Below are 22,416 nucleotides of genomic sequence, written 5' to 3'. Positions count from 1 at the left end.
CGCCACCCGGGCGACGTACATCGCGGCCCCCGTCGCGATCGATCCCGAGATCGTCGGCGACGAACCGGACACGGCCGTGTCCCGGGGGCGCGACCAGTGCAGTTCGGTCGCGCAGAAGAAGGACCAGGCCGCACTCGTCGCGCTGGTCGGCCAGCGCTTCACCTCGCCGCAGCACCGGTCCACCGGATCGCACCGGTGACCGTCGATCGGATCCTCGACAACGGCGAGAAGCTCTCCCTGCTCCTGGACGCCATCCCGGTGGATGTGCCGTTTCCGTCGGCGACCTGGTCCGTCGACTCGTCCTCGCCCGCCAGGGGCGAGCCGCTGTGCTCCCGCTCGACGACCCCGGCCGGCTCTTCCCGGGTGGCTTCGCAGGCCGACACATCGCCTCCGACCAGCTCGGCCACCGACTCGAGCTGATCGGCGTGCGCGCCCGCCACGCCCGCAAGACCGCCCTGACGGACCTCGCCGTCGACCTGCCAGCGGTGGTCGTCAGCTGCCTACTCGGCCGCCACCGGCCGGTCCGTGCCGCCACCGCTTACGGAGGGACTGGAGCCCGAACTCGCCAGGCACGGGCCGGCCGGGCCCGAGGCGACCGGCGGCCGGTGAGGCCCCCTGCGGCGTCGTGACGGGCCGCCGGGGGGCTGTCCATCGCGTCCGGACCGTCCGGGGTGTCGGCGGTGGGTTCGGCGCCGGTCCATCCCTGGTTGGCGTCGACGGTGGACAGCGGTGCCACGGAGGTGGGGCCGGCGGTGCCGAAGGCGGCGCAGACGGGATCGGGGGTGTCGACGGTGACCAGCGGGTCGCGCAGGCTGGTGTCCAGCTTGGCGTAGAGCAGAAGGGTGCCGCCGGTGGTGCGCTCCGGGGTGCCGGGCTGCACCGTCACCGCGTGCCGCCATCGCCAGGCGCCCCAGGTCAGGGTGACGGTGGTGTCGGTGGGCGTGGCGTCGGGGCGGGCGAGCAGGGCGTAGACCTGCCCCTGGTACGCGTGGTCGTACTGGTACACCCAGTGGGTGCGGGCGTCGCAACCCGACCCGGCCGCCGGCCAGGGCGGCGGCACGGGTGCCGGGACGACCACGACGGTCGGCAGGGTGCGGGAGGGGGTGGGCTGCGGTGAGGACGTGGCCGGTCCGGTGTACGGGAGTTGACGGCCCGCCAGCAGGCCTGCGGCGAGGCCGATGAGCAGGGCGGCCGCCGCGGCGGCGGAGCGCGAGGACCACCAGCGGGGCGCGGACGCGGGAGCGGATTCGTGCGCGGGGCCGGGCGGAGCGGACGGCGGGGCGGCGGCCGGTTCTTGCGCGGGGCCGTCCATCGGGGGCGAGGGCTCGCCCAGGGCGTCGCGGGCCCGTTCCCAGTGGTCGCGCCACGGCGCGGGGTCGCGCTCGCCGCAGGCTTCCAGGAAGGCCTCGACGGTCGCCCAGGTCGGCAGGTTCACCCCGCCTGCCGCCTCGGAGAGCACCGTCGTGGAGCGGTGCACCCTGCGGCTCATCGCGGCGAAGGTCGGGGTGCCGGCGCTCTCTCGCAGAGCGCGCAGCCGCAGGGCGAATTCCGCGACGGGCCCCGCCTGCGGATCCAGGCTCCGTTGTCTGCGGCCCACCGACGGCCTCCCCTGCGCTGCAGTTTCCCGCCGATTGATTGTCCGCACGTGATTGTCCGCAGCGGACCGGCCGGTGACCAGGGGTTGATCTTTTTCCGTGATTGTTTGTCCGAGTCGCAACGGTGTTGGCCGTACCCGACCGGCCCGCCACTGTGGTGGGCGCACCGGGACCGCCGGACCCACGGGTGCACCGCCGGTCCTGCCCGAACGCGGCCGAGCCGCCCGTCCATCCCTCCGGGAGACCTCATGAAACCCATCGCTCGTTGGTTCGGGCGCGTCGTCGCCGTCCTGGCCGTCCTCGCGGGCGGCCTGGTGGCCTTCGCCGCTCCCGCCTCGGCCGCCACGATCTGCGGCAACTCACCGGTCCCGCCGGGCCAGGTGATCGTCTCCGAGCGCTCCAGCAACAGCTGCGGCGGCTACCTGGAGCTGACCGTCCAGCCGCCGTTCGACGGCATCGGCATCTGCGGCGACTCCCCGATCCCCGACGGCTGGGTGATCGTCTCGGAGTCCGGCGGCAACGGCTGCGGCGGCCACCTCAACGCCACGATCCGTGTCGCCTACCCCCGCGTCGGCATCTGCATGGACTCGCCCGTCCCGGCCGGCTGGGTGATCACGGGCGAAGCCCTGACCAACAGCTGCGGCGGACACCTGGGCGGGACCATCACCAACCAGCTCTTCCCCGGGATGGGCGTGTGCGCCGACTCCGCCCTCCCGGCGGGCTGGGTGATCACCGCGAAGTCGGCCGGGAACGGCTGCGGCGGCCATCTCGGCGAGATGATCACCAACAGCCTGTTCAACGGGATCAGCGTCTGTGCGGACTCCGTCGTCCCACCGGGCTGGGTGATCACGGCCGAACAGCAGACCAACGGGTGCGGCGGCACCCTGTCCGAGTCCCTGAACGAGCCCTTCCCCGGCGTCAACATCTGCGGCGACTCTCCGGTCCCGGACGGCTGGGTGATCACCTCGGCGCGGTCGGCCACCGGCTGCGGCGGCCACCTGATCGAGATCATCACCAACAGCCTGTTCAACGGCATCAACGTCTGCGCCAACTCGACCGTCCCTGCCGGGTGGTGGATCTCCTCGATGTACACCACCAACGGCTGCGGCGGCTACATGGGAGAGATCCTGCAGCACTGACGCCCCGTCGGAACCCCGGCCCCGGACCCGCCCCCGCGCGGGGCATCCGGGGCCGGGCCGTACCCGCACCGGACCGCGCCGGACGGGTCCGGTCCGGGGCCTGAGGTTCGGCCGGACTCCGGACCTCCTCCACCACCTCGTCGCGCCGTGGACCGGGGTCGGGTTCTGGACGGTCTTCGGCGTGGCGGCGTCGTCCGGGAGGGTGAAGCTCGGAGGGGCTTCGGGCCGGGTGTGCAGGGGTGTGGGCTGATGGTGTCTGTCACGGCCTGCGGGCCACATGGTCGGGTGAGGAGAGGGTCATGGCGACAGCCGGCACTGATGAGGGATCGGGCGGTCTCGACTTCGCGGGCGCCATGCAGGCGCTGCTGCGCGGCACTGGGGCCGCCGCGGACAACAGGTGCTCGTCCGGACGCCTGCCGGGAGCCGGATCCGCGACGAACACGAACGTCTCCGGCGCGGCGGTGAGCACCGTCCGCTGCACGCGATCCTGGTCGTCGCACGCCTCGTACCTCGTCGTCGGCGGTTCCACAGGTCACCTCCGTGCCGGGCTGCGCTTCTTCCACGGTAGGCGCGCGCCGCCGGCGCCGGCCGCACTGGACGGGTCGAAGAGCGCGCGATCGGTCCCACCTCCGAAAGAACCCTCGGGCCGCGCCGGCTTCTACGATCAACCGGTGACCGATGACGAGATCATTGAAGCCTGCCGGAAGATCGCCCAGGAGCGGCAGGCGCCCCCGCCCGCCCCGCCAGAGGCCGTTGCCAAGGCGGAACATGTCATCGGGTTCGCCTTCCCCACGCTCCTGCGGCGGCTCTACACAGAGGTGTCCAACGGCGGCTTCGGCCCCGCTGATGGGGTCCTGCCAGTCGACGTGGGGCAGTGGAACGAGCACATCGCGGAAGCCTATGAGCACGGACCGGACCCCACCGGCGGAGTGCCCGCCGGAGTGGTGCCGCTCTACGACTGGGGCTGCACGATGTGGTCGATGATCGATTTCCGTGATCCGCACGGCGTGATGTGGTCCAACGCAGACGGCGATTGCTGGCCCCAGGGTGTCGACCTGGGCCAGTGGCTGCTTGCCGCGATGGACGGGGAGTTGCGCTTCGCCTGGCCGAACGGAGTGCCTCCGGAGAGCGAATGGCACCGGCCGGAGACAGCGGCCGAACGTCAGGAGAGCTCACCGGAGCCCGCGGCGAGCTGTCTTCCGTCACCCCTGTGAACGTTCCCCAGCAGGGACAGCGGCCGAGGTACTGGGGCCGACGGCCGGTTCCCCCGGCTGACCGGCGCCTTGCGTGACCGGGCACAGGAGGAACGGTGGATCGGACGGCGGTGCCGAGGTGGACGGTGCCGGGCAGGCGCCGCGTCGATCCTGGCCCCGGCGGTCGTCGGACCCGGGCGCAAGATCCGCTCAGGTCAGCGCCGGACCGTGGCCCGCGCTGCCTACCCAGCACATGCCCGCCGGGCTTCGGCAGCCCGAGGGCCGGCATCGGCGCCCTCCCCGCCCACCGCGGTATCACCGTGGCGCAGCACCGGATCATCGGCCTGGCCGGCAACCCGTACCGGTGAGTGGTGGTCAGGTGCCGTTGTGGCAGGAGTACCGGTGTCCGTTTCCCGGGTCTGGTGACGGGCCCGTCGGCTCGGCCAGGCTCCACTGCCCACACCGTCGGGCGAGATCAGGGTCCTGGCGGACCAGCGCGTCTTCGAAGGCCTCCCAGCCCTGGTCGCGGATGAAGGCGGTCTCCTCTGCTGTGATGGGGATGAGCCAGACGATGGCGACCTCACTGCCGTTCTCGACGGTGACCGAGAAGAAGTTGTCGTCGAAGTAGACGGGCAACCCCGCGTAGAGGGACGTCATCGATCCGCCGGTCAACGGTGCGGGAAGCGGTACCACGTCGCCGCGAAGAATCGCCTGGCCGCTCGCCCTCAGCTGTCCGGCGACGTATGGCGAGGACGTCAGCCGTACCGAGGAACAGGTGCGAGCCGCTGATGAGAGCCGTTGAAACTCCCTGTGCTCGTGGGTGGGAGAGAACCGTTCTGCTCGACTCCCATTGCAGGCGGCTGAGCTGGGGATACGTCGCATCTCCGGGTTTCCCGTCAGGCGGACCGTTCCCAGGGCCGGCCTGGTGAGGCCGGTCACTGGTGGCTGTTGACCTGGGTTGATCTCGGGACTGCCTCAGGTCGGGGCCCTGCTCCGGGCCCTCGGTCGACGTCCCCTAGGCTGCCCGGATGATCACTGCCTTCTCCGACGCCTTCCTGGACGCCGCCGAGTACCACGCGGCGTGGGGCGCCCAGCAGCTCGAACTGATCGGCCGGGCCGTCCCGGGCGGCCCGTGGAGCGCGGACCTCGACGAGTGCCGCTACGAGTCCGGCGGCCGGACCCTGCGGGTCGGGCTGCTGGGCAGCTACGACACGGACGAGCAGACCTGGCTGTGGGGCTGGGCCAACCCTGGGCTGCGCGGCAGCGCGGTGGTCGCGGCCGGTGAGCGGATCGCCGAGTTCGGCCGCCGACACGGTATCGCCGAGCTGGCGCAGGAGGGCGTGGACCTGGACGGCTTCGACGATCCGCGCCGTGCCGCGGAGGCGCTGGCCTTCCTCGGCGCGGCGGTGCTCGGTGCACCCGGCTACCTCGGCCAGGAGGCCGGCCCCGGGAGCCGGGTCTACTTCGTGCCGCAGGACCCGCAGCTCCAGCCAGCAGGGTTCGACCCGGTCGCCATGCCGCGCCACCTGCTCACCGGTGCGCAGCTCTTCGCCCGCTCGCCGCGGCGGGTGGTCGAAGGCTGGTTCGCCCTGCACGGGGTCCAGGTCCAGGAGGAATCCGACCGGACCACCGCGCAGCTGCCCGGCGGCGGCACCGCGGTGGTCTCCTTCGACGAACTCGGCCGCATCTCGGGCGTCGACGTCGGACCGGTCTCGGCCTAGATCGCGCCGTCGCCGATCACGAGCGGCGGCAACGTCGCCGGGCTGCTGCGCGAAGCGACCCGGCGACGCCGAACGCGCCCGTGGCGGGGCGGGCCGACTCGAAAGCTCAACGCACGGGCGCCGCGGCGACCCCGCCCACTGAACTGAACTTCCCCACTTCAAGGTGGCAACGAGCTGGGGAACCGAGAGCAGGGGCGGGGGAATTCGCGGGTTCTCACCACCGCCAGGTAGACGGCACGCAGCGCCGGCACGGAGGCGGAGCGCACCGTCGAGGCCCTGCGGCGCGCGACCGATCGGGTGCGGGAACTGGCGGGTGGCAGCGGCCGGCCGCAGGACCGGTAGCGGCCTGCCGGGCCCCCTCGGCGGTGTGGTCAGCGGGCGAGGGTGACGGTGATGACGGGGTTGTCGCATCCGGCCGCAATGCGCTGGATCGCGGCGTGTTCGGCCGGGTCGGTGCTCAGCTGCCAGCGGGTCTTCACGGTGACCCAGTCGGAGATGTAGCGGCAGGTCGCGGCGGCGGCCGGGGGCATCCACTGGGCGGGGTCGCGGTCCGCCTTGGACTGGGTGGTGCTGTCGTGGACCGCGAGGAGGGAACGCACGTCGTCGAGGTCGTTGGCATAGGCCTGCCGCTCGGCCGCGCTCCAGGCCGCCGCTCCGACTGGCAGGGAGCGTCATTCCGACTGTGCGATATTCATCCGCTGATGACTCTGCACGGCACTCTGCCCATCCGGCTAGGGTCCGAGTCCTTCCAATCGGACGGCCATGTTCAGGGAACGCTGTAGGTCTGGTCCGAAAAGACCGGGGTTGGTGTCGGCGAGGGCGCGGCGGATGGTGATGGCTTCCCTGATGGCGGCCAGGCCCTCGGCAAGCCGGCCCGCGTCGCTCAGCAGGGGGGAGAGGTTGTTGAGGGCGCTGGCCAGGTCGGGGAGGTGGGTGTCCGGGTCGGTCTCGGCGAGGGTGCGGTACTGGTCAACGGCCTCCTGGGCTGCGGCGAGGCCCTCGGCTACCCGCCCGGCCTGAGTCAGAGCGACGGCCAGGGTCCGAAGAGCCCACGCAAGGTCCGACGGATCCGAATCGGGGTCGGTGCGCGCGAGTGTTCGACAAAGGTCGACGCTTTCCTGCCCCACGGTCAGACTCTCCTCCCGTCGTTCCGTTTCGACCAGGCCGGCGGTGAGGTTGGTCAACGCCGCGGCCAGGCCGGGGCGGTGGGTGCCCGGGTCGGTCTGGACGAGTGCGCGGTAGTGGTCGACGGCTTCCTCGGCAGCAGCCAGGAACTCCTGGCCCCGTCCGACCTGGCCCAGGCTGGCGGCGAGGTTGTTGAGGGCTCCGGCGAGGTCGGGGAGGTGGCGGTCGGGGTCGCTCTGGACGAGGGCTCGGCGGAGGTCGACGGCTTCCTGGGCTGCGGCCAGACTCTCGGGCCACCGCCCGGCCTTGCCCAGGTAGATGGAGAGGTTGTACAGGGCCTTGGCGAGGGCGGGGAAAGGGGTGTCGGGGTAGTTGCGGACGAGAACGCGGCAGAGGTCGACGGCCTGCTGGGCGGTTGCCAGGCTTTCGGCCCGCTGGCCGAGCGCGTCCAGGCCGTTCGCACGATTGATGAGGTCTACGGCGAGGTTTGCCGCAACGTCGCTCCTGATGGACGTGGACCAGGCCGCGGAGCCGGTCGCGGTACTCGGGGGCGCGGTAGTGCTGTCCTGGGCGTTCGGGGGACCCTCCTCCTGGTGGATGTGTGCGGCCGGCGGCGGGTCGCGGTGGGGATGCCGGGTGCCGGGGCTTGTGGTGGCCAGTGTTCGGTAGCAATCGGTGGCTTCTTGACGAGCGGCCAGGGCCCGCCGTTGGCGGCCGTTGTCCTCCAGTCGGATGGAATGCATCTTCAGTGACCTGGCGAGGCCGGGCAGGTGCGCCTCGGGGTCTTCTTCGACGAGGCCGCGCCAGAGGTCCACGGCTTCCTGGCCTGCGGCCAGGCCCTCCGGGTGCTGTCCTGCTTGCCAGTGTCCCAGAGCGAGGTTGTCCAAGGCGGCGGCGAGGCCGGGCAGGTGTTCCGGACCCGTCGTGACGAGTGCGCGGTGGGCGAGGACGGTCAGTCGGCCGATGTGGACGCACTCGTCGGTGCGCTCGGCCAGCGACAGCCGGTCGACGAGGATGTCCAGGGCGGAGACGTAGTCGGCCAAGTGGGCGTCCGGGTTCTTCCTGACGAGTGTTTGGAGAGCACTCACGGCCAGTCGGATCGCTTCCAGGGATTCCTCGAGCCGTCCCGCACGGTGCAGGTGGACGGAGAGGTCGGTCGCGGCGGTGGCGACATTGGGCAGGTGCTGGGTCAGGCCGGCCGAGACGAGCAGGCGGTAGCCGAGGACGGCCGTCTCGAATTGCTCGACGCTCTCCTCCACCTGTCCCAGCGCTGCCAGCTCGCGGGCGTGAATGTACCGGGCGGCGGCCATGCCGGGCAGGTGGGCACCGGGGGTCTCCCGCGAAAGCAGGTAGCCGTCCGGGTTCGTACTCGCGGATGCGCAGTGCAGATTGACCGCCTCCCGGCTTGCCTCCAGGGCTTCGTCGTGACTTCCTGTCGCGCCCAGTCGACCGGCGAGTCGGACCAGGGCACCGGCGAGGCGGGGCAGGTAGGTGTCCGGGTCCGTGCCGGCTGCGACCAGCGCGCGGTGCGCACTGACGCATTCCCGGTGGGCGAGGAGAGCGTCGCCGGTGCGACCCACCGCGAACAGCTCGTCGGCGTAGACGGCCAGGAGGGCAGCGAAGTCGGGAAGGTAGTCGCCCGCGTGTTCGGCGTCGAAGTCGGGCAGGTACGTATCGGGATGTGCTGCGGCGAGTGCACCGATCGCCTGCTGGATCGCCTCCAGGCCTTCCTCGTGCCTCTCCATCGAGCCCAGGTGGAGAGCTCGGTTCGCCAGGGCCCGGGCGAGGTCGGGCAGAAATTCCCGCGGCCGGGATGCGCCGAGCAGGTTCCAGGCTCGCACGGATTCCAGGCCTGCGGCCAGTGCGTCCTCGTCGCGCCCGCACTCGATCAAGCGGCCGGCGAGCATCCCGGCAGCGGCCGCGAATTCCGGCAGATGGGCGTTCCCTACCGCCGAGATCACGGTGTCCCACGTGTCCACGGCCTCCTGGAGCGCGGCCAGACTCTCCTCCGAACGCCGCACCGCCTCCAGCATGACGGCGAGGATCGTCAAGGCCCTGGCGAGGTCGGGCAAGTAGGTCCGCCCGTCCACCTCGGCCAGCGTGCGGAAGTGTTGGACACCTTCTAGAGCCGCCGCGAGTCCTTCCTCCCGCTCACCGCAGGAGCCCAGTTGGTTGGCCTGGTCGCTCAGGGACCGGGCGAATTCGGCCAGGTAGGCGTCCGGGTTCGCCGACGCCAGTGATCGGTAGAGGTCGGTCGCCTCCCGGCGCGCGGCCAGCCCCTCAGCCTCGTGCCCTGTCTTCACCAGTCGGAGGGAGTAGTTGCCCAGGCTTCCGGCGAGGGCTCGTAGGTCCTCGTCGTCGCCGGACCTGGCCAGCGTTCGGCAACGGCCCACCGCCTCCCGGGACACGGCCAGGCTCTGCTGCTCGTGCCCGGCCAGGCCCAGTTGGAGGGCGTAACTGTTGAGGAACGCGGCGAGGTTGAAGAGGTAGACCGGATCCGCGTCGGCGAGGGCACGCCAGGTGGGCTCGGCCTCCTGAGCGGTGGCCAGGGCCTGGTCCAGTCGTCCTGCCACCATGAGCTCGCGAGCGAGGAGGGACAACGACCGTGCGAGGCCGGCCAGGTAGAGGGTTTCGTTCCCGTCTGCCGCGATGAGCCTGCGGTAGGTCCTGACGGCTTCCTCCGCCAGCGCCAGCGACTCCTGGTGCCGCCCGGCACTTCCGAGAAATAGGGCTTGGGCGTGCACCGCCTCGGCGAGGTCGGGCAGGTGCTCGCGCGGGTTCGCCCGGTTCAGCAGCCGGTAGCGGTCGGTGACGACCTTGCTGAGGCGCAGGGCGACGGGGTTGAGGCGTCGGCTGTAGTCGGGCAGGTCATGCGTGAGGGCGGTGAGGTCGGCGAGGGAGGTGGAGGGGTCGGCGATGATGGAGTCGAGGGCGGCGATCAGCGGGGCGGGATGGCCGGTCCGGGTGGCCGTGGTGACGATGTGAGGGACGATCCAGCGGTATCGCGCGCACAGATCGGTCAAAGGGCTATCGAGGCGGGACCGGAAGACGGGGTGGGCGGCGGCGCGGCTGTAGACGGTCAGCAGTTGGGTGGCCTGGCTGTCGTCGGCGCCCTCGAGGAGTTGTTCGGCGAGGGCCGGGCCGGCGTCCAGGACGCGTCCGGCATGCCGCTCGGCGAGGCGGTCGGGTTCGAGGCCGCCCCACAGTCGGCCAGGACCGGCCGGTGGGTAGAGAGCTCCGATCCATGCGGTGACAGCATCGCGGCGGTCACGAGCCTGGTCAGCCAGGGCCGGCAGCCGGGTCCAGATCCGGTCGGCCTGCTCCCGGTCGTCGGCGCCGACGAGATGGGCGGCGGCCAGCGCTGTCTCCAGCGTTGCGGGGCTCAGTAGAGGCTCCAGGCCACGTTCGACGGCGTTGCCGTGCCAGTAGCGGCGCTCATGGCGCAGGAGTCGGTCCTCCACCATCTGCGCCTCGTCCCCCGGAGAACCGCCGTCCGCGGAGCCGATCTGATCGGTCGGCTCCGCGGTGTCGAGCAGGTCCGCTAAGGCGGTCATCTGCAAGGTGAGGGCGTTCCCGTAGCCGTCCTGCTCGAGCGGTGGGGTTTGCAGCGCGTCGGCCACCGACGGCCAGACACGTTGGGCCAGCCCCTGAACGCGGGGGAGGGCATCGGCGAGGGCGTGCGCGGCGGTGCGGTAGGTCTGGGGCCGGTTCGCGACGTCCGGTTCCAACGGGGCCAGGGAGCGGACGGTGGCGGCATGGAGATGGTCCTCGGCAAGGCTCGTGGCGCTCTTCGCGTGGTCCCACCAGTCGCCGTCGGTCCGGGCCAGGAGAAGGAGCTTCAGGGGCGTGTTGGCCGGGTGGTCGGCAGCAGCCTCAAGGAGGGCGGTGAGCTGGGCGGTGCGGGTCTCGGCGTAGTCGAGGACGACCAGCAGGGGTTTGGCGGCGTGCCGCAGATCGCGCAACTGGTCCGGGCCGGCGGTGGTGCGTGGCCACAGCACGGCCCAACCGTCGGCGGCGAGCAGGTGGGCGAGGTGGTGCGCGAGGCGCGTCTTGCCCTGCCCGCCGGGTCCGTGCAGGAGCCAGGCGCCGAACCCGCCGAGCCGGCACCAGGCGGTCAGTTCGGCGAGGAGGTCGTGGCGGCCGTGGAAGGGGACGATCTGGTGGCGGGCCTGGAGGAGCGCCGCGGGTGAGGGAAGGCGCTGGGTGCGGTCGGGGTCCTGCGCACGGTCGGCGAGATCCTGGAACTCGACCGCCTGCAGACCTCCGCTCGGGCCGACGTCCCACTCCGCGAGGGCGGCGCGGAACGCCGGGTCGTGGTGCAGGGCGTAGGCGGGCACCGCGTTCAGCCGCGCATGGGCGGCGTGCGCGCGATCGGCGGCGACGACACCGGTCAGGAGCCGATCGCAGAACACCGCAGCTCCGGACAGCCCGGCGAACGGCGATGCTCCGTCGGCCCGCCGCACGGGCGCAGGCTGGTCGAGGTCGATGACGTGCTGGTTGCCGACGAAACCCGTGCCGGGGTTGAGGCGGCCGCGCAGCTGCTCGGCCTCCACGGCCCGGCCCGACCGCTGGGCGACATCGGGCGTACCCCACGTCTCACAGGGGGTGCCGGGGCGGTCGGTGACAGCGCGACCCCAGCGCACCGGAGTGGTGGGCGGCTGCCAGTCGGCACTGTCATGGACGAGGACGAGCGCGGCGTCGTCGCGCCCGCCCGGAGTACCGGACCACACCACCCGGCCCTGCGCGGCGCCGCCGCCGGCCGGGTGGAACACCTTCACCCTGGTGCCGACAGGGCCGGTCACGTGGGCCGAGGTCAGCACCAGGCGCCCGCCGACCGCGTACCCCGACCCGCGCCCGCCCGGCCCGTCCACCCCGGCCAGCCGTACCCGTTCCATGCAAGCCCCCTACTGCTTGGCCCCTGGCACTACGACGTGGCCCTGGCCGGACCAGGGGGCCGGCCACGGTCCGGTTGTCAGCCGTCGATGCGCCCGGTGCTGTAGCCGGGGCCCTCAGGGCCCGGCGCGGTGGAGCTGACGAGCAGGTCGCTGCCGTCGGGGCGCTTGGGGGCGAGGGTGAAGGAGACCCGGTGGGTGCGGGCACGGGAGAAGCCGGCCTCGGTCTCCGCTCCGACCGCCCAGAGCTTGAAGCCGACCTCGGCCTTCGCGTCGGCACGCAGTTCGACCTCGAACTCCATCTCCACCGGCCCGACCGCGAACACCACCTGCGGATCGTCAGCTGCCCGTGCGGCGGCTTCCAGCAGTTCGTCGCGCACCGCCGCGACTGCGTCCGCCAGCGGAACATCCACCTGACACACACCCACCTTTCCTGACGGTCCGTCAACCGATGCGAATACCGTAGGGCCCGCGCGGTCGCCTGCGCAGGGGAAGGCCGAGTTCGACCGGACCAGCCCACCCACCCGGAGACAGGGCGCGCCGGCCGGTCGCATCGGTGGCCGCGCGCGGGTCTCTAGCATCTGGTTCAGCGCCGCCTTCTCCGGCTCAGTGATTCTGAGGACGTGGACGTGCTTGGTGCCGCTCCAGGCGCGGGAGTACGCGCACCAGTAGCCGGTGGCCGGCGGGCGCCACACGTCCGGGGTCTTGTCGCCCTTGGACCGGTTGGAGGCGGCGGACACGGCGATCAGCTGCGAGTGCTGGAGGTCGTTGGCGAAGGCCCTGCGCTGCACGGTGGTCCAGCCATCGGCCCCGACTGGCGGAGAGCGTCATTCCGCACATGCCGTATTCCTCGTGCCGGAGTATCGGCGGTTGCCGCCTTTCCCGTCCTACGGTTCGAGTCCTTCAAGCCAGACGGCAGTGTCCAAGGACTCTTGCAAGGCTGGTCCGAAGAGATCGGCGTTCGCCTCGGCCAGGGTGCGGTAGTGGCCGGTGGCTTCCTGGACGGCGGCCAGGCCCTCCTCCCGCCGGCCCACATCGGCGAGCCGGTTGGAGAGGTTGTTGAGCGCCATGGCGAGGTCGGGCAGGTGGGCGTCCGGGTTGGCTTGGGCGAGGGTGCGGTAGTGGCCGACGGCTTCCTCGACGGCAACCAGGCCCTCCTCCCACCGGCCCATTTCACCGAGGTCGACGGAGAGGTTGTTGAGGGCCCCAGCGAGGCGGGGCAGGTGGGCGTCCGGGTTGGCTTGGGCGAGGGTGCGGTAGTGGCCGACGGCTTCCTCGACCGCGGCCAGGCCCTCCGCCCGCCGGTCGGCGTCGGCGAGCCGGACGGAGAGGTTGTTGAGGGCTGTGGCGAGGTCGGGCAGGTGGGCGTCCGGGTTGGCCTCGGCCAGGGCACGGTAGTGGCCGGCGGCTTCTTGGACGGCGGCCAGGCCCTCCTCCTGTCGGCCGGCGTCGGCGAGCCGGTTGGAGAGGTTGTTGAGGGCTGTGGCGAGGTCGGGCAGGTGGGCGTCCGGGTTCGCCTCGGCGAGGGTGCGGTAGTGACCGACGGCTTCCTCGACGGCAACCAGGCCCTCCGCCCGCCGGCCCATTTCACCGAGGTTGGCGGAGAGGTTGTTGAGGGCCCCAGCGAGGCGGGGCAGGTGGGCGTCCGGGTTGGCTTGGGCGAGGGTGCGGTAGTGGCCGACGGCTTCCTCGACCGCGGCCAGGCCCTCCGCCCGCCGGCCCATTTCACCGAGGTCGGCGGAGAGGTTGTTGAGGGACGTGGCGAGGTCGGGCAGGTAGGCGTCCGGGTTGGCGTCGGCCAGCGCGCGGCGGATGGCGACGGCTTCCTCGACGGCAACCAGGCCCTCCGCCCGCCGACCGGCATCGCCGAGCCGGATGGAGAGGTTGTTGAGGGATGCGGCGAGGTCGGGCAGGTGGGCGTCCGGGTTCGCATCGGCCAGCGCGCGGTAGTGGCCGGTGATGATGTGGGTGAGGCGGACCGCGGTGGTGGTGAGGCGATGGCTGGTCCGGGGGAACAGACCGTGAACCGTAGTGAGGGTGTCGAGGGTGGTGTCGGGGTGGGTGGTGAGGGTGTCGAGGGCGGTGATGAGGGGTGTGGGGTGGTCGGTGCGGGTGGCGGTGGTGATGATGTGCGGTGCCAGAATCTTGTGGTGGCGGACGCAGAGGTCGGTGAGCCGGCCGTCGAGCTGGCGGAGGGCGGGGTGGGTGGTGGCGCGGCTGTATACGGTGAGGAGCTGGGCGCTCTGGGCGTCGTCGGCGCCGTCGAGGAGTTGGTCGGCGAGGCGGGGTGCGGCCAGGAGGGTGCGGCCGATGTGGCGTTCGGCGAGACGGTCGGGCTGCAGGGCGCCCCAGGGTGCTCCGTCGGCCCTGCTTGAGGTGGAGGGGTAGAGGGTGGCGAGCCAGGCGGTGACCTGGTCGCGGCGGTCGCGGGGCTGGTCCGCGAGAACGGGCAGGCGCCGCCACAGCAGATCGGCGCCTTCGTCGTCGGTGGCGCCGGTGAGATGCGCTGCGGCGAGCGCGGTCCTCAGGGTGTTCATGCCGACAGCGGGGGTGAGGCCACGGGTGGCGGCGGTGTCGCGCCAGTAGCGGGCTTCGTGGCCGAGGAGCCGGTCCTCGACGTCCTGCACGTCCTCGTCCTCGTTGCCGTTGCCATTGCCTGCAGGTTCGGTGCGGGCGGTATCGAGGAGATCGGCGAGGGCGGTCATGTGGAGGGTGAGCGCGTTCCCGTAGGCGGTGTCCCGAGCCAGCTGCCGGGGCAGCGTCAGGGCTGCGGCAGCTGCGGTCCAGGTGTGCTCGGTGAGGCCCGCGACGGACGGGAGCGCGGTGGCGAGGGCGCGGGCGGCGTCGTGGTAGTGGCCGACACGCCGGGCGGGGTCGTCCTCCAGCGGTGCGAGGCGGCGGGTGCGGGCGGCGGCGAGGAGTTCCTCGGCCTGCTGGCTTCCCGCGCGGGCCTGCTGCCACCAGTCGCCGGCGGTGCGGGCCAGGAGCAGGAGTTTGAAGGGGCTGGTGCCGGGGTGTTCGGCGGCGGCCTCGACGAGGGAGCCGAGTTGTTCGGGGCGGGTCTCGGCGTAGTCGAGGACGACCAGCAGCGGCTTCGCCGTCCGTCGCAGCTCCAGCAACTGGCCGGGGCGGGCAGCGGCGCGCGGCCACAGCACCGTCCAGCCCTGGAGGGTGAGTTCGTGGCCGAGGTGGTGGGCGAGCCGGGTCTTGCCCTGCCCTCCCGGGCCGTGCAGCAGCCACGCCCCGAACCCGTCCTGGTCGCACCAGGCCCGCAGTCCTGCAAGCAGGTCCTCGCGGCCGTGGAAGGGGACAATCTGGCGTCCGGCTTCCAGCAGGGCGGCCGGTGTGACCGGGGCGCGCCGGACGGCGGCGTGGACGGTGGGGTCGGTGACGTCCTGGAACTCCACCGCCGCCAGTCCGCCCGCAGGGCCGCCGCCGTGCTTGGTGAGGGCGGTGCGGAAGGCGGGGTCGTGGTGCAGGACGTAGGCGGGCACGACGTTGAGGCGGCTGTGTGCGGAGTTGGCCCGGTCGGAGGCGACGACGCCGGTCAGGTACCGGTCGCAGAACACCGCCGCCCCCGACAGGCCGCCCCACGGCGAGCTGCCGTTGTCCAGCCACCCGGCCCCGTTGGTGTGCAGGTCCATGACGTACTGGTTGCCGACGAACCCACTGCCCGGGTTCACTTCCCCGTACAGCTGGGCGGCCTCGACCGGGCGGCCCGTGCGCTGGGCCTCGTCCGGCACACCCCACGTCTCGCACGCGGCACCGGGACGCTTCGTGTCCGGGCGCCCCCACACCACGGGGTCGGCCGGCGGCCGCCAGTGCGGTGAGTCGTCGACGAGAACCAGTGCCGCGTCGTCGCGCCCGCGCGGCGTCCCCGACCACACCACGGTCCCGACCGCAACACCATCGGCGCCGGGGTGGAACACCTTCACCCGGGTCCCCGCCGACCCGGTGACATGCGCGGAGGTCAGCACCAGACGACCCCCGACGGCGTACCCCGACCCAGACTCCGATCCGGGCTCCGCGCCCTTCGGCCCCGTCACCCCGGCCACGCGCAGCTGCTCCACTCCCCGCCCCTCCCTGGACTCCCCACCGCCCCGCCCTGGCCGCGCCTGCCGGACCCGCCCACCTGTCCGTCAGTCCGGGATACGCCCCGACACGTCACCGGGCCCTTCGGGGCGCTCCCGCGCGGAGTGGACGAGCAGGTCGCCGCCGTCAGCGCGCTTGGGGGTCAGAGTGAAGGACACCCGGTGGGTGCGGCCCCGCGAGACGCCCGCCTCGGCCTCGGCGCCGACCGCCCACAGCTTGAACTTGGCCTTCGCCTTCGCATCGGCGCGCACCTCGACCTCGAACTCCATCTCCACCGGCCCCACCGCGAACACCACCCCGGGGTCGTCGCCCGCCCGCGCGGCCGCCTCCAACAGTTCGTCGCGCACCGCAGCGACCGCATCCGCCAGCGGAACATCCATCGGACCCACCCCTCAGAGAGCACACCTGACATTCGGTCAGGTCGATGCGAACACCGTAGAACCCGAGATCCCAACTCCGCAGCCGAACGCTCGTTGACCGGAAGGCCACTCCACCAGGCCCGGATCCACGAACGGGTACCGCCTCGGCCTTCCGGCGGTCACGCCCCTTCCCGCGACGCGGTCCTCGGCGTGCTCGGGGGTCGGGATGACCAGGTGCCGGGCGGTGGTGGGTTCGGTGGGGTGGTGCTCGCCGGTGGTGTCGCGGCGTGCGGGGGGTGGGTCCGGGTGCGGGGGGGGCGAGAGTCTGTGCCCGGGAGGTGTCCCGCGCCTGCCTGTGGTGCGGGACCGCCGGTGGTGTGGGGCCGGGCCGTTGTCGCGTACCGCGGCGGGGCCGGAGTCGTCCGTCGGTGCGGCCGCGAGGGAGTGGCCGTACCGCGAGGTCGAACGCGGTCCGACGGGGTGCTCTCATCGCGGTCCGGCTGTCCGGCTGTCGCCGGGTGGGGCGGGCGGGGACGGGGAGGACGCGCGGGGGGCGATTCCTTGTCCGACCCGCACGACAGGTCTCGCTCCCCGGTGTTCGCGGGGCGGTCCCGGCCCGGGGTGGTCGAGCCGCCGGGGCGTGCGGGGGTTCCTTCCGTCCTCCGGGCGGGGCCCGTTCACCGGCCGGTGCCGCCCCCGTCCGGCAGGGCCGGGGGGCGGTGGCGGCACGGCGGTGGCGGGTCAGGCCTTCGCGTCGGCGGAGGATTCCGCCCGCTGTTTGGCGACCAGGCGGTGGCGCAGGGCCGCGGCGGCGGGGTCGGCGTCGACCTCGCGCCAGCGGCGGCGGTCGAAGCCCGGGGTGTCGGCCCATTCCTCGGCGGCTTCCACCAGGGACTGCCAGCTCTGGCGCAGGCTGTTCAGGTTGTCGGTGCGGTGCCGGTCCTCGGGGGCGTCGGTCAGGCGCTGGAGCGTGGCCTCGGCGCGGGCGGTCGCGGTGCGCACGAGACTGGACAGTGCCCGTGCGGCGCGCTGTTCCGCGCTGCCGAACGCGGCGTCCCCCTCCAGGGGGCGGATCTGCTCGCGCAGGAAGGCGTGGATGGCCCGGACATCGGCCGGGGTGAGGTCGACCGCGTAGTGCAGCGGCTCGGTGGGCGGGGCAGTGGTGTCGGCCACGGGTGTTCCCTCGGTCTCGGGAAGGCGGCCGGACGTGTCGTCACGCCGGCTGGATCGCCTGGGACAGGCCATGTCTATCGGATGGGACGGGATGTGACGGGTGTTTCGGTGAGAACTGTCCGGCGGGGCGGCGGGCCGGGTGCGGTGCCGGCCGCCGCGCCCGCCGCCGAGGCGGCTTCCGCCGGGAGTTCCTGCCGGGGTGGTCCAACGAGCGGTCGCGTTCCCGCCCGCCCTGCCGGCCCGAGCACGCCGGCCCCGGTCGGCATCGGCTGGATGCCCGGCCGGGGCCGGCCACTGCCCCTGGGCGACCGGTGGCCGTTCAGGCGGGGTGGGCGGCGGCTACCAGAGGCCGGCCGCGGTCTCCCAGCCGGGCAGGTTGCCGGTGAACGTGCCGTCGGGGCGGCCGGGGACGACGGCGAGGCTGAAGCGGGTGTCGCCGTAGTCGTACATGAACGTCAGGTCGGCACGGTTGTCGCCGTCGTACTTGCCTCCGGTGAGGGTGAGCGCGTTCCAGTCCCAGTTGCCGGGCGGGATGTCCCAGCCGCCGGTGAAGCCGCTGACCGTGCCGTCGGGCCGGCCGGTGAAGGTGAAGAAGCGGACGCGGCCGTCGGGGTAGCTGTAGACGGCGCCGATGTCGGCGTAGCCGTCGCCGTTGAAGTCACCGGCGGCGTACTTCGCGCGCTCGGGCCACCAGTCGTTCGGGGCGCCGGTCCAGGCGATGGACGCGGCGTTGAATCCGCCGTCGGGGCGGGCGCGGAATGTGAGCAGCCGGGCGTTGCCGTTGCCGTAGTCGTACATGACGCCGATGTCGCTGCGGCCGTCCTTGTCGAAGTCACCGGCCAGCAGGGTGGAGGACACCGCGCACCAGTTGCCCGCGCCGGAGCGGTAGCTCGCGAGTTCGGTGGCGAAGCTGCCGCTGGTCTGGCCGTAGAGGGTGAACAGGCCGGAGTCGCAGTTGCCGAAGTCGTACAGGAAGGCGATGTCGTCGCGGTGGTCACCGTTGAAGTCGCCGGTGACCGGCTTGATCGCGTTCCAGCTCCAGTTGCCGGGCGGTACGTCGCGGCCCAGTTGCTCGTCGAAGGAACCGTCCGACCGGCTGAACCAGGTGAAGATCTTCACCCGGCCGTCCCCGTAGCCGTACAGGGCGGCCAGGTCGTCGCGTCCGTCGCCGTTGAAGTCTCCCGCCAGGTACTTGGCGCTGCCGTAGCACCACCAGTCCTTGGGCCAGCTCTTGCGCTCGACCGGGTTCGCGGGTTTGCCGTCGGGGCCGGTGGTGAACGTCCAGATGCCCATGGCGCAGGTGCCGTAGTCGACGAAGGTGGCGACGTCGTCGCGTCCGTCGCCGTTGAAGTCGCCGGCCACATTGGTGCGGGCCATCGGGCGTTCGTCACCGCCGTGGTAGTCGGTCGAGCCGCCCGCGACGCCGTTCCAGCGGATGTAGCCGCCGGTGAAGCTGGAGCGGCGCCCGGCGGCGACGGTGAACTCGTCACTGGTCGGGAAGCCCAGGTAGCTGTTCTCCCAACCCAGTCGGGACCACTTGGCGCGGATGTCGCCGTGCACCTCGTGCGCGCCGGTCTCCGGGCTCCAGTAGATCGACAGGTACGGTTCGGTGCCGCCCGAGGGCAGGACGAAGTGGTTGTACCGTCCGGGCTTGACCGGGGTCGCCGTCTCGTCCGTCGTGGGGAACCCGACGACGTTGTGCCCGCCGAGGGCGAGGTAGCGCTGGTAGATGGCACCGTGCATCTCGTGGGTGCCCGCCGAGCCGGTGAAGGTGATCGCTCCGGGCGTCATGCCGGGCGCGCCGGCGAAGGTCGAGATCCACGAGGTGTCCAGGCCGCCGATGTTGAGCTCGTCCGTGGTGGGGTATCCCAGGTAGCTCTGCTCCCATCCGAGTTCGGCCCACTTGTTGCGGATGTTGCCGTTGACGAAGTGGGCGCCGGTGTCGGGCGACCAGTAGACGGAGCCGGCCGAGCCGCCGCCGTCGTCGGCCGCGCCGGATCGGAAGTGTACGTAGCGGCCGATCCCGTCGGGGGTGACGGTGGTGCCGGTCACAGGGTTGCGAAGCGGCCCGGTCGGTCCGCCGAGGGCGAGGTACTTGTCGAGGATCGGTCCGCAGACACTCCGTCCGGAGAAGCTCTGGCAGTCGGTCCACAGGCTGACGCTGTCGGCGAGCGGCACGGCGGCGCCGAATCCGCCGCCGGGGCCCGTGCCGGTCCCGGGGTACAGGGACAGGTGCTTGTCGGCGCCGCGGGCCCACAGGTCCGGTTTGCCGTCGCCGGTGAGGTCGCCGCCGCTGCCCAGCAGCGGCTGAGCGGCGGTCCGGAAAGTACCGCCGACGGCGGTGCCGGGGCCGAGCACGAGGGTGCTGCCCGCGGTGGTGAGCGAGTACTGGGTGAGCGATCCCGTGGTCCCCTTCCGTGCCCACACCTCGGGCCGGCCGTCGCCGGTCAGATCACCGGGTGTGCTGAGGGTGGTGTCGGCCCAGCCCGAGCCGAGCAGCACCGGGCTCCGGCCCGCGGCGTCCAACGTGCCCGAGCCGTCGCCCTGGTAGAGCCACAGTTCGCCGCCGGAGAGCACGAGCAGGTCCGGGTAGCCGGAGCCGAGGCCGGTGTCGTCGCCGGTGGCGTTGTCGACGGCGAGCAGGTCCGTGGCGGCCGCGATCCGGGCCCGGTTGGTGTCGTCGCGGACGGGCATCGGCTGGTAGCCGGAGCACTCCTTGTCCACGCAGACGCGTCCGTCGCCGAGTCCGGGGTGCAGGTACATCTCGACCGTGCCCGTGGTCGGATCGGTGCGGCGCACGAGGGCGTCGGCGTAGCCGTCGCCGTTCCAGTCGCCGCGGCTGGTGAGGAGGTTGCCCTTCCAGGCGGTGGCGTTGTTGGGGAGGGTGTCGGTGTACCGGGAGGCGCGGGCGGGTGTGCCGAGGCCGGTGCCGGTGCCCGGGTAGAACAGGAGGCGGCCGTCCGGGTCCGTCGTGAGGACGTCCACCTTTCCGTCGCCGTCGAGGTCGCCCGGTGCGTCGACCGTGCCGCTGCCCCTGGCCCAGAAGTCGTAGGTCGTGACGTCCGAGTAGTTGCCCGCCCGGTCCTTGCTGCGGACGGACAGGGTGTGCGGTCCGGGGTTGGGGATCCGGAGGTCGATGCCGCGGTCGCAGCCCGCGCACGGGGCGTCGACCGCCCGGTGGTCGGGGTCCCATTCCGTCCAGTACTCGTACCGGGCGACGTCGTTCACCCCGTTGGCGGTGAAGGTGAACGGACCGGTGCCGCGGGCGGGCCCGGTCCGGGCCGGGTCGGGGCCGTAGGCGGTGGAGGTCACCACCGGTGGTTTGGAGGGCCTGGAGCGGTCGATGCCGAAGCGGCACGACGGGGACCACCCGGACCATGCCGCGTCGTCGAACGCCACCACGTCCCAGGTGTACTCGCCGGTGGGCAGGTCCCGGGTCGGCACGTCGAGCGTCCCGACGTTCCCGGCCGAGACCGCCACCATCCCGGCGTCCCGGACCGGGCCGCCCGTCGGGTAGAGCCGGAAGTACAGCTTGACGGTGCCGCCGTCGCGGTCCTGGCCGCGGGCGCGCAGCCGGACCGCCGGGGCGTCGCCGAGGACGACGGAGCCGTCGCAGCTGGTCCCCGGGTCCGTGGACAGCCAGTCCGGCGTCTCCGGAGGGTAGTTCGCCTCCGTGGACAGGATCGCGCTGGAAGCCTGGAACTTCGTCCACGAGTAGGCGGTGCTCTCGTCGTTCGCGCGCAGGCCGAGCGACCAGTTGTACCAGTGGTTGCCGGCGGCGAGCCGGGCCGGGCCGGTGGTGTCCCACTCGACGTCACCGCCGGGGCAGTCCGCGCCGCCGCCCGCTCCGGTCTTCGCGGTGGAGACCGGATAGCCCCACCAGCCGGCCGAGTTGTTCCAGTTGGTGGACGGGCTGATCTTGGGCGTGTCGTAGAGCGTGATCGGCTTCGCGGTGCAGGACCAGCTGTGGGTGGCTCGTAGGCGGAACGTCGATCCGATGATGTTGGCGTCCCACAGGTTCGTGGTGTCCAGTTCGAAGAAGGAGCGGGCGGTGCCGTTGGTGTCGGTCTCGTGGCCGACCCGGGCAACGGAGGTCCAGCTGTTGCCGTCGCCCTCGTTGAAGCCCGCGCCGTTCCAGTACCCGGTGTTGGGCGTGGGCTTGTACGCGGTCGTCCAGTTTTGCAGCCGGCCGGGGAAGGTCGGGTCGATCACCACGGGGAACACCGTGTCCGGCGCGGTGAGCAGCGACTGCTCGGGGGTGATCGTGAGCCTGGTGTCGTCGCCGGCGCCGGAGACGGTGGCCGTCATCGGGCGGGCCTCCAGGGGCGCGTCGGCGGGCGCAGCGCCGGGCGGCGGCGAGGCTTCCGGCGCGGCGTCGGGCACGGCCTCCGGCGCGGCTCCCGGCGCGGTGGAGCGCTTCGTCGCGGCCTTCGCCCGGGAGTCCCACATGAGCGGCTGGGAGCCGGTGAAGAACTCCTTGCCGGTGGAGTCCGCGGCCCGGAGCGTGCCGTCGCCCTCGGTGCGGACGGTCACTCCGGTGCCCTTGGTGGTGAACGTCAGCTGCCCGAGCTTCGGGTTCCGGGCCGCCTCCGCCGTCCTGACGACCAGGACCTCGGAGAACTCCTCGGCGTGCGCGGTGACGACCAGGTCGACGTCCGGGAGCACGTTCGCGTACGTCGCCACCGGGCCGGCGAGCGTCGGGACCGGGAGCGGGACGTCCCAGGAGAACGCGAGGCCGCGCCCGGCCCGGTCCAACTCGGCGAGCGCCTGTCCGGGCCTGCCGCCCGAGAAGCTCATGCCGAGCGGTGTGGCCACGGGCCGAACGCTTCCGTCCGGGGCGAACCGGAGCGTCGGGTCGATGGCGGTCCACTTGCCGTCGACCTTCACCCGCTGCGGCTGGAAGGCCTGTTCTACGGTGAAGGTGCCCGAGGGGTTCGCGAACACCTGGGTGTACTCGGTCCGGGCGGAGCCGACCTCGATCCTGCGACCGGCGAGCCGGGCCTGCGCCGAAGCCTCGGCGCGGGTGGCTCTCACCTCCGGGTCGTTCGGGGCACCGGCGACGCTCACCGCGGGCGCTACCGGTGCCGTTGCCGTCACCGGCGCGGCGGCGGCCGTCGGTAAGTGGAC

The 22,416-nt window shown here is 72.5% G+C and carries 14 protein-coding genes; 5 read left to right on the top strand and 9 right to left on the bottom strand.

Annotation, left to right across the window (positions count from 1 at the left end):
• Window positions 1-76 precede the first annotated feature (76 nt).
• Both BLU95_RS44910 and BLU95_RS01170 read left to right on the top strand, forming a co-directional pair.
• Window positions 77-199: a hypothetical protein gene (locus tag BLU95_RS44910; RefSeq protein WP_286158612.1), complete on the top strand. Its 123-nt coding sequence runs from the start codon at window positions 77-79 to the stop codon at window positions 197-199.
• On the top strand, window positions 196-420 hold the full coding sequence (locus BLU95_RS01170; RefSeq protein WP_093858240.1) for a hypothetical protein: 225 nt from the start codon (window positions 196-198) through the stop codon (window positions 418-420). The genes BLU95_RS44910 and BLU95_RS01170 overlap by 4 nt, the downstream gene beginning before the upstream one ends.
• A 118-nt stretch (window positions 421-538) precedes the next feature.
• Here BLU95_RS01170 and BLU95_RS01165 read toward each other — a convergent pair whose 3' ends face one another.
• Window positions 539-1,597 (bottom strand): helix-turn-helix domain-containing protein, encoded by a 1,059-nt coding sequence (locus BLU95_RS01165; RefSeq protein ID WP_093858239.1) that lies wholly within the window; start codon window positions 1,595-1,597, stop codon window positions 539-541.
• Window positions 1,598-1,843: 246 nt separating this feature from the next.
• Between BLU95_RS01165 and BLU95_RS01160 the strand changes: the two genes are divergently transcribed.
• Window positions 1,844-2,734 carry a hypothetical protein gene (locus BLU95_RS01160; protein ID WP_093858238.1) on the top strand — a complete coding sequence of 297 codons (891 nt, stop codon included), beginning with the start codon at window positions 1,844-1,846 and terminating at the stop codon, window positions 2,732-2,734.
• A gap of 299 nt (window positions 2,735-3,033) precedes the next feature.
• Window positions 3,034-3,948: a hypothetical protein gene (locus tag BLU95_RS42020; RefSeq protein WP_159424699.1), complete on the top strand. Its 915-nt coding sequence runs from the start codon at window positions 3,034-3,036 to the stop codon at window positions 3,946-3,948.
• Window positions 3,949-4,302: 354 nt separating this feature from the next.
• Here the strand turns inward: BLU95_RS42020 and BLU95_RS44905 are convergent, their stop codons facing one another.
• On the bottom strand, window positions 4,303-4,809 hold the full coding sequence (locus BLU95_RS44905; protein ID WP_093858235.1) for a suppressor of fused domain protein: 507 nt from the start codon (window positions 4,807-4,809) through the stop codon (window positions 4,303-4,305).
• 146 nt (window positions 4,810-4,955) lie between these two features.
• Between BLU95_RS44905 and BLU95_RS01140 the strand changes: the two genes are divergently transcribed.
• Window positions 4,956-5,648, top strand: coding sequence for a DUF6882 domain-containing protein (locus tag BLU95_RS01140; RefSeq protein WP_093858234.1), 693 nt, complete (start codon window positions 4,956-4,958; stop codon window positions 5,646-5,648).
• A gap of 371 nt (window positions 5,649-6,019) precedes the next feature.
• Here BLU95_RS01140 and BLU95_RS01135 read toward each other — a convergent pair whose 3' ends face one another.
• The 7 genes from BLU95_RS01135 to BLU95_RS44900 form a co-directional block, all read right to left on the bottom strand.
• A complete protein-coding gene (locus tag BLU95_RS01135; RefSeq protein ID WP_093858233.1) occupies window positions 6,020-6,247 on the bottom strand; it encodes a hypothetical protein in 228 nt (75 codons plus the stop codon).
• 132 nt (window positions 6,248-6,379) lie between these two features.
• The gene (locus BLU95_RS01130) at window positions 6,380-11,668 is read right to left on the bottom strand and encodes a tetratricopeptide repeat protein (protein ID WP_159424697.1); all 5,289 of its coding nucleotides are present in this window, start codon (window positions 11,666-11,668) and stop codon (window positions 6,380-6,382) included.
• 77 nt (window positions 11,669-11,745) lie between these two features.
• Complete coding sequence (locus BLU95_RS01125) at window positions 11,746-12,078, bottom strand: trypco2 family protein (protein ID WP_093864555.1); 333 nt, start codon at window positions 12,076-12,078, stop codon at window positions 11,746-11,748.
• Between the two features lie 474 nt (window positions 12,079-12,552).
• A complete protein-coding gene (locus BLU95_RS01115; protein WP_159424696.1) occupies window positions 12,553-15,408 on the bottom strand; it encodes a tetratricopeptide repeat protein in 2,856 nt (951 codons plus the stop codon).
• A gap of 396 nt (window positions 15,409-15,804) precedes the next feature.
• The gene (locus tag BLU95_RS01110; protein ID WP_093858231.1) at window positions 15,805-16,137 is read right to left on the bottom strand and encodes a trypco2 family protein; all 333 of its coding nucleotides are present in this window, start codon (window positions 16,135-16,137) and stop codon (window positions 15,805-15,807) included.
• Window positions 16,138-16,857: 720 nt separating this feature from the next.
• A complete protein-coding gene (locus BLU95_RS01105) occupies window positions 16,858-17,289 on the bottom strand; it encodes a hypothetical protein (RefSeq protein WP_093858230.1) in 432 nt (143 codons plus the stop codon).
• A gap of 339 nt (window positions 17,290-17,628) precedes the next feature.
• A complete protein-coding gene (locus BLU95_RS44900) occupies window positions 17,629-22,323 on the bottom strand; it encodes an FG-GAP-like repeat-containing protein (protein ID WP_159424695.1) in 4,695 nt (1,564 codons plus the stop codon).
• Window positions 22,324-22,416 lie beyond the last annotated feature (93 nt).

Origin of the sequence: Streptomyces sp. TLI_053 (assembly GCF_900105395.1) — a bacterium.
GTDB lineage: Bacteria > Actinomycetota > Actinomycetes > Streptomycetales > Streptomycetaceae > Kitasatospora.
The sequence above is the reverse complement of the archived record's forward strand: the minus strand, read 5'-3'. Positions and strand labels throughout refer to the sequence as shown.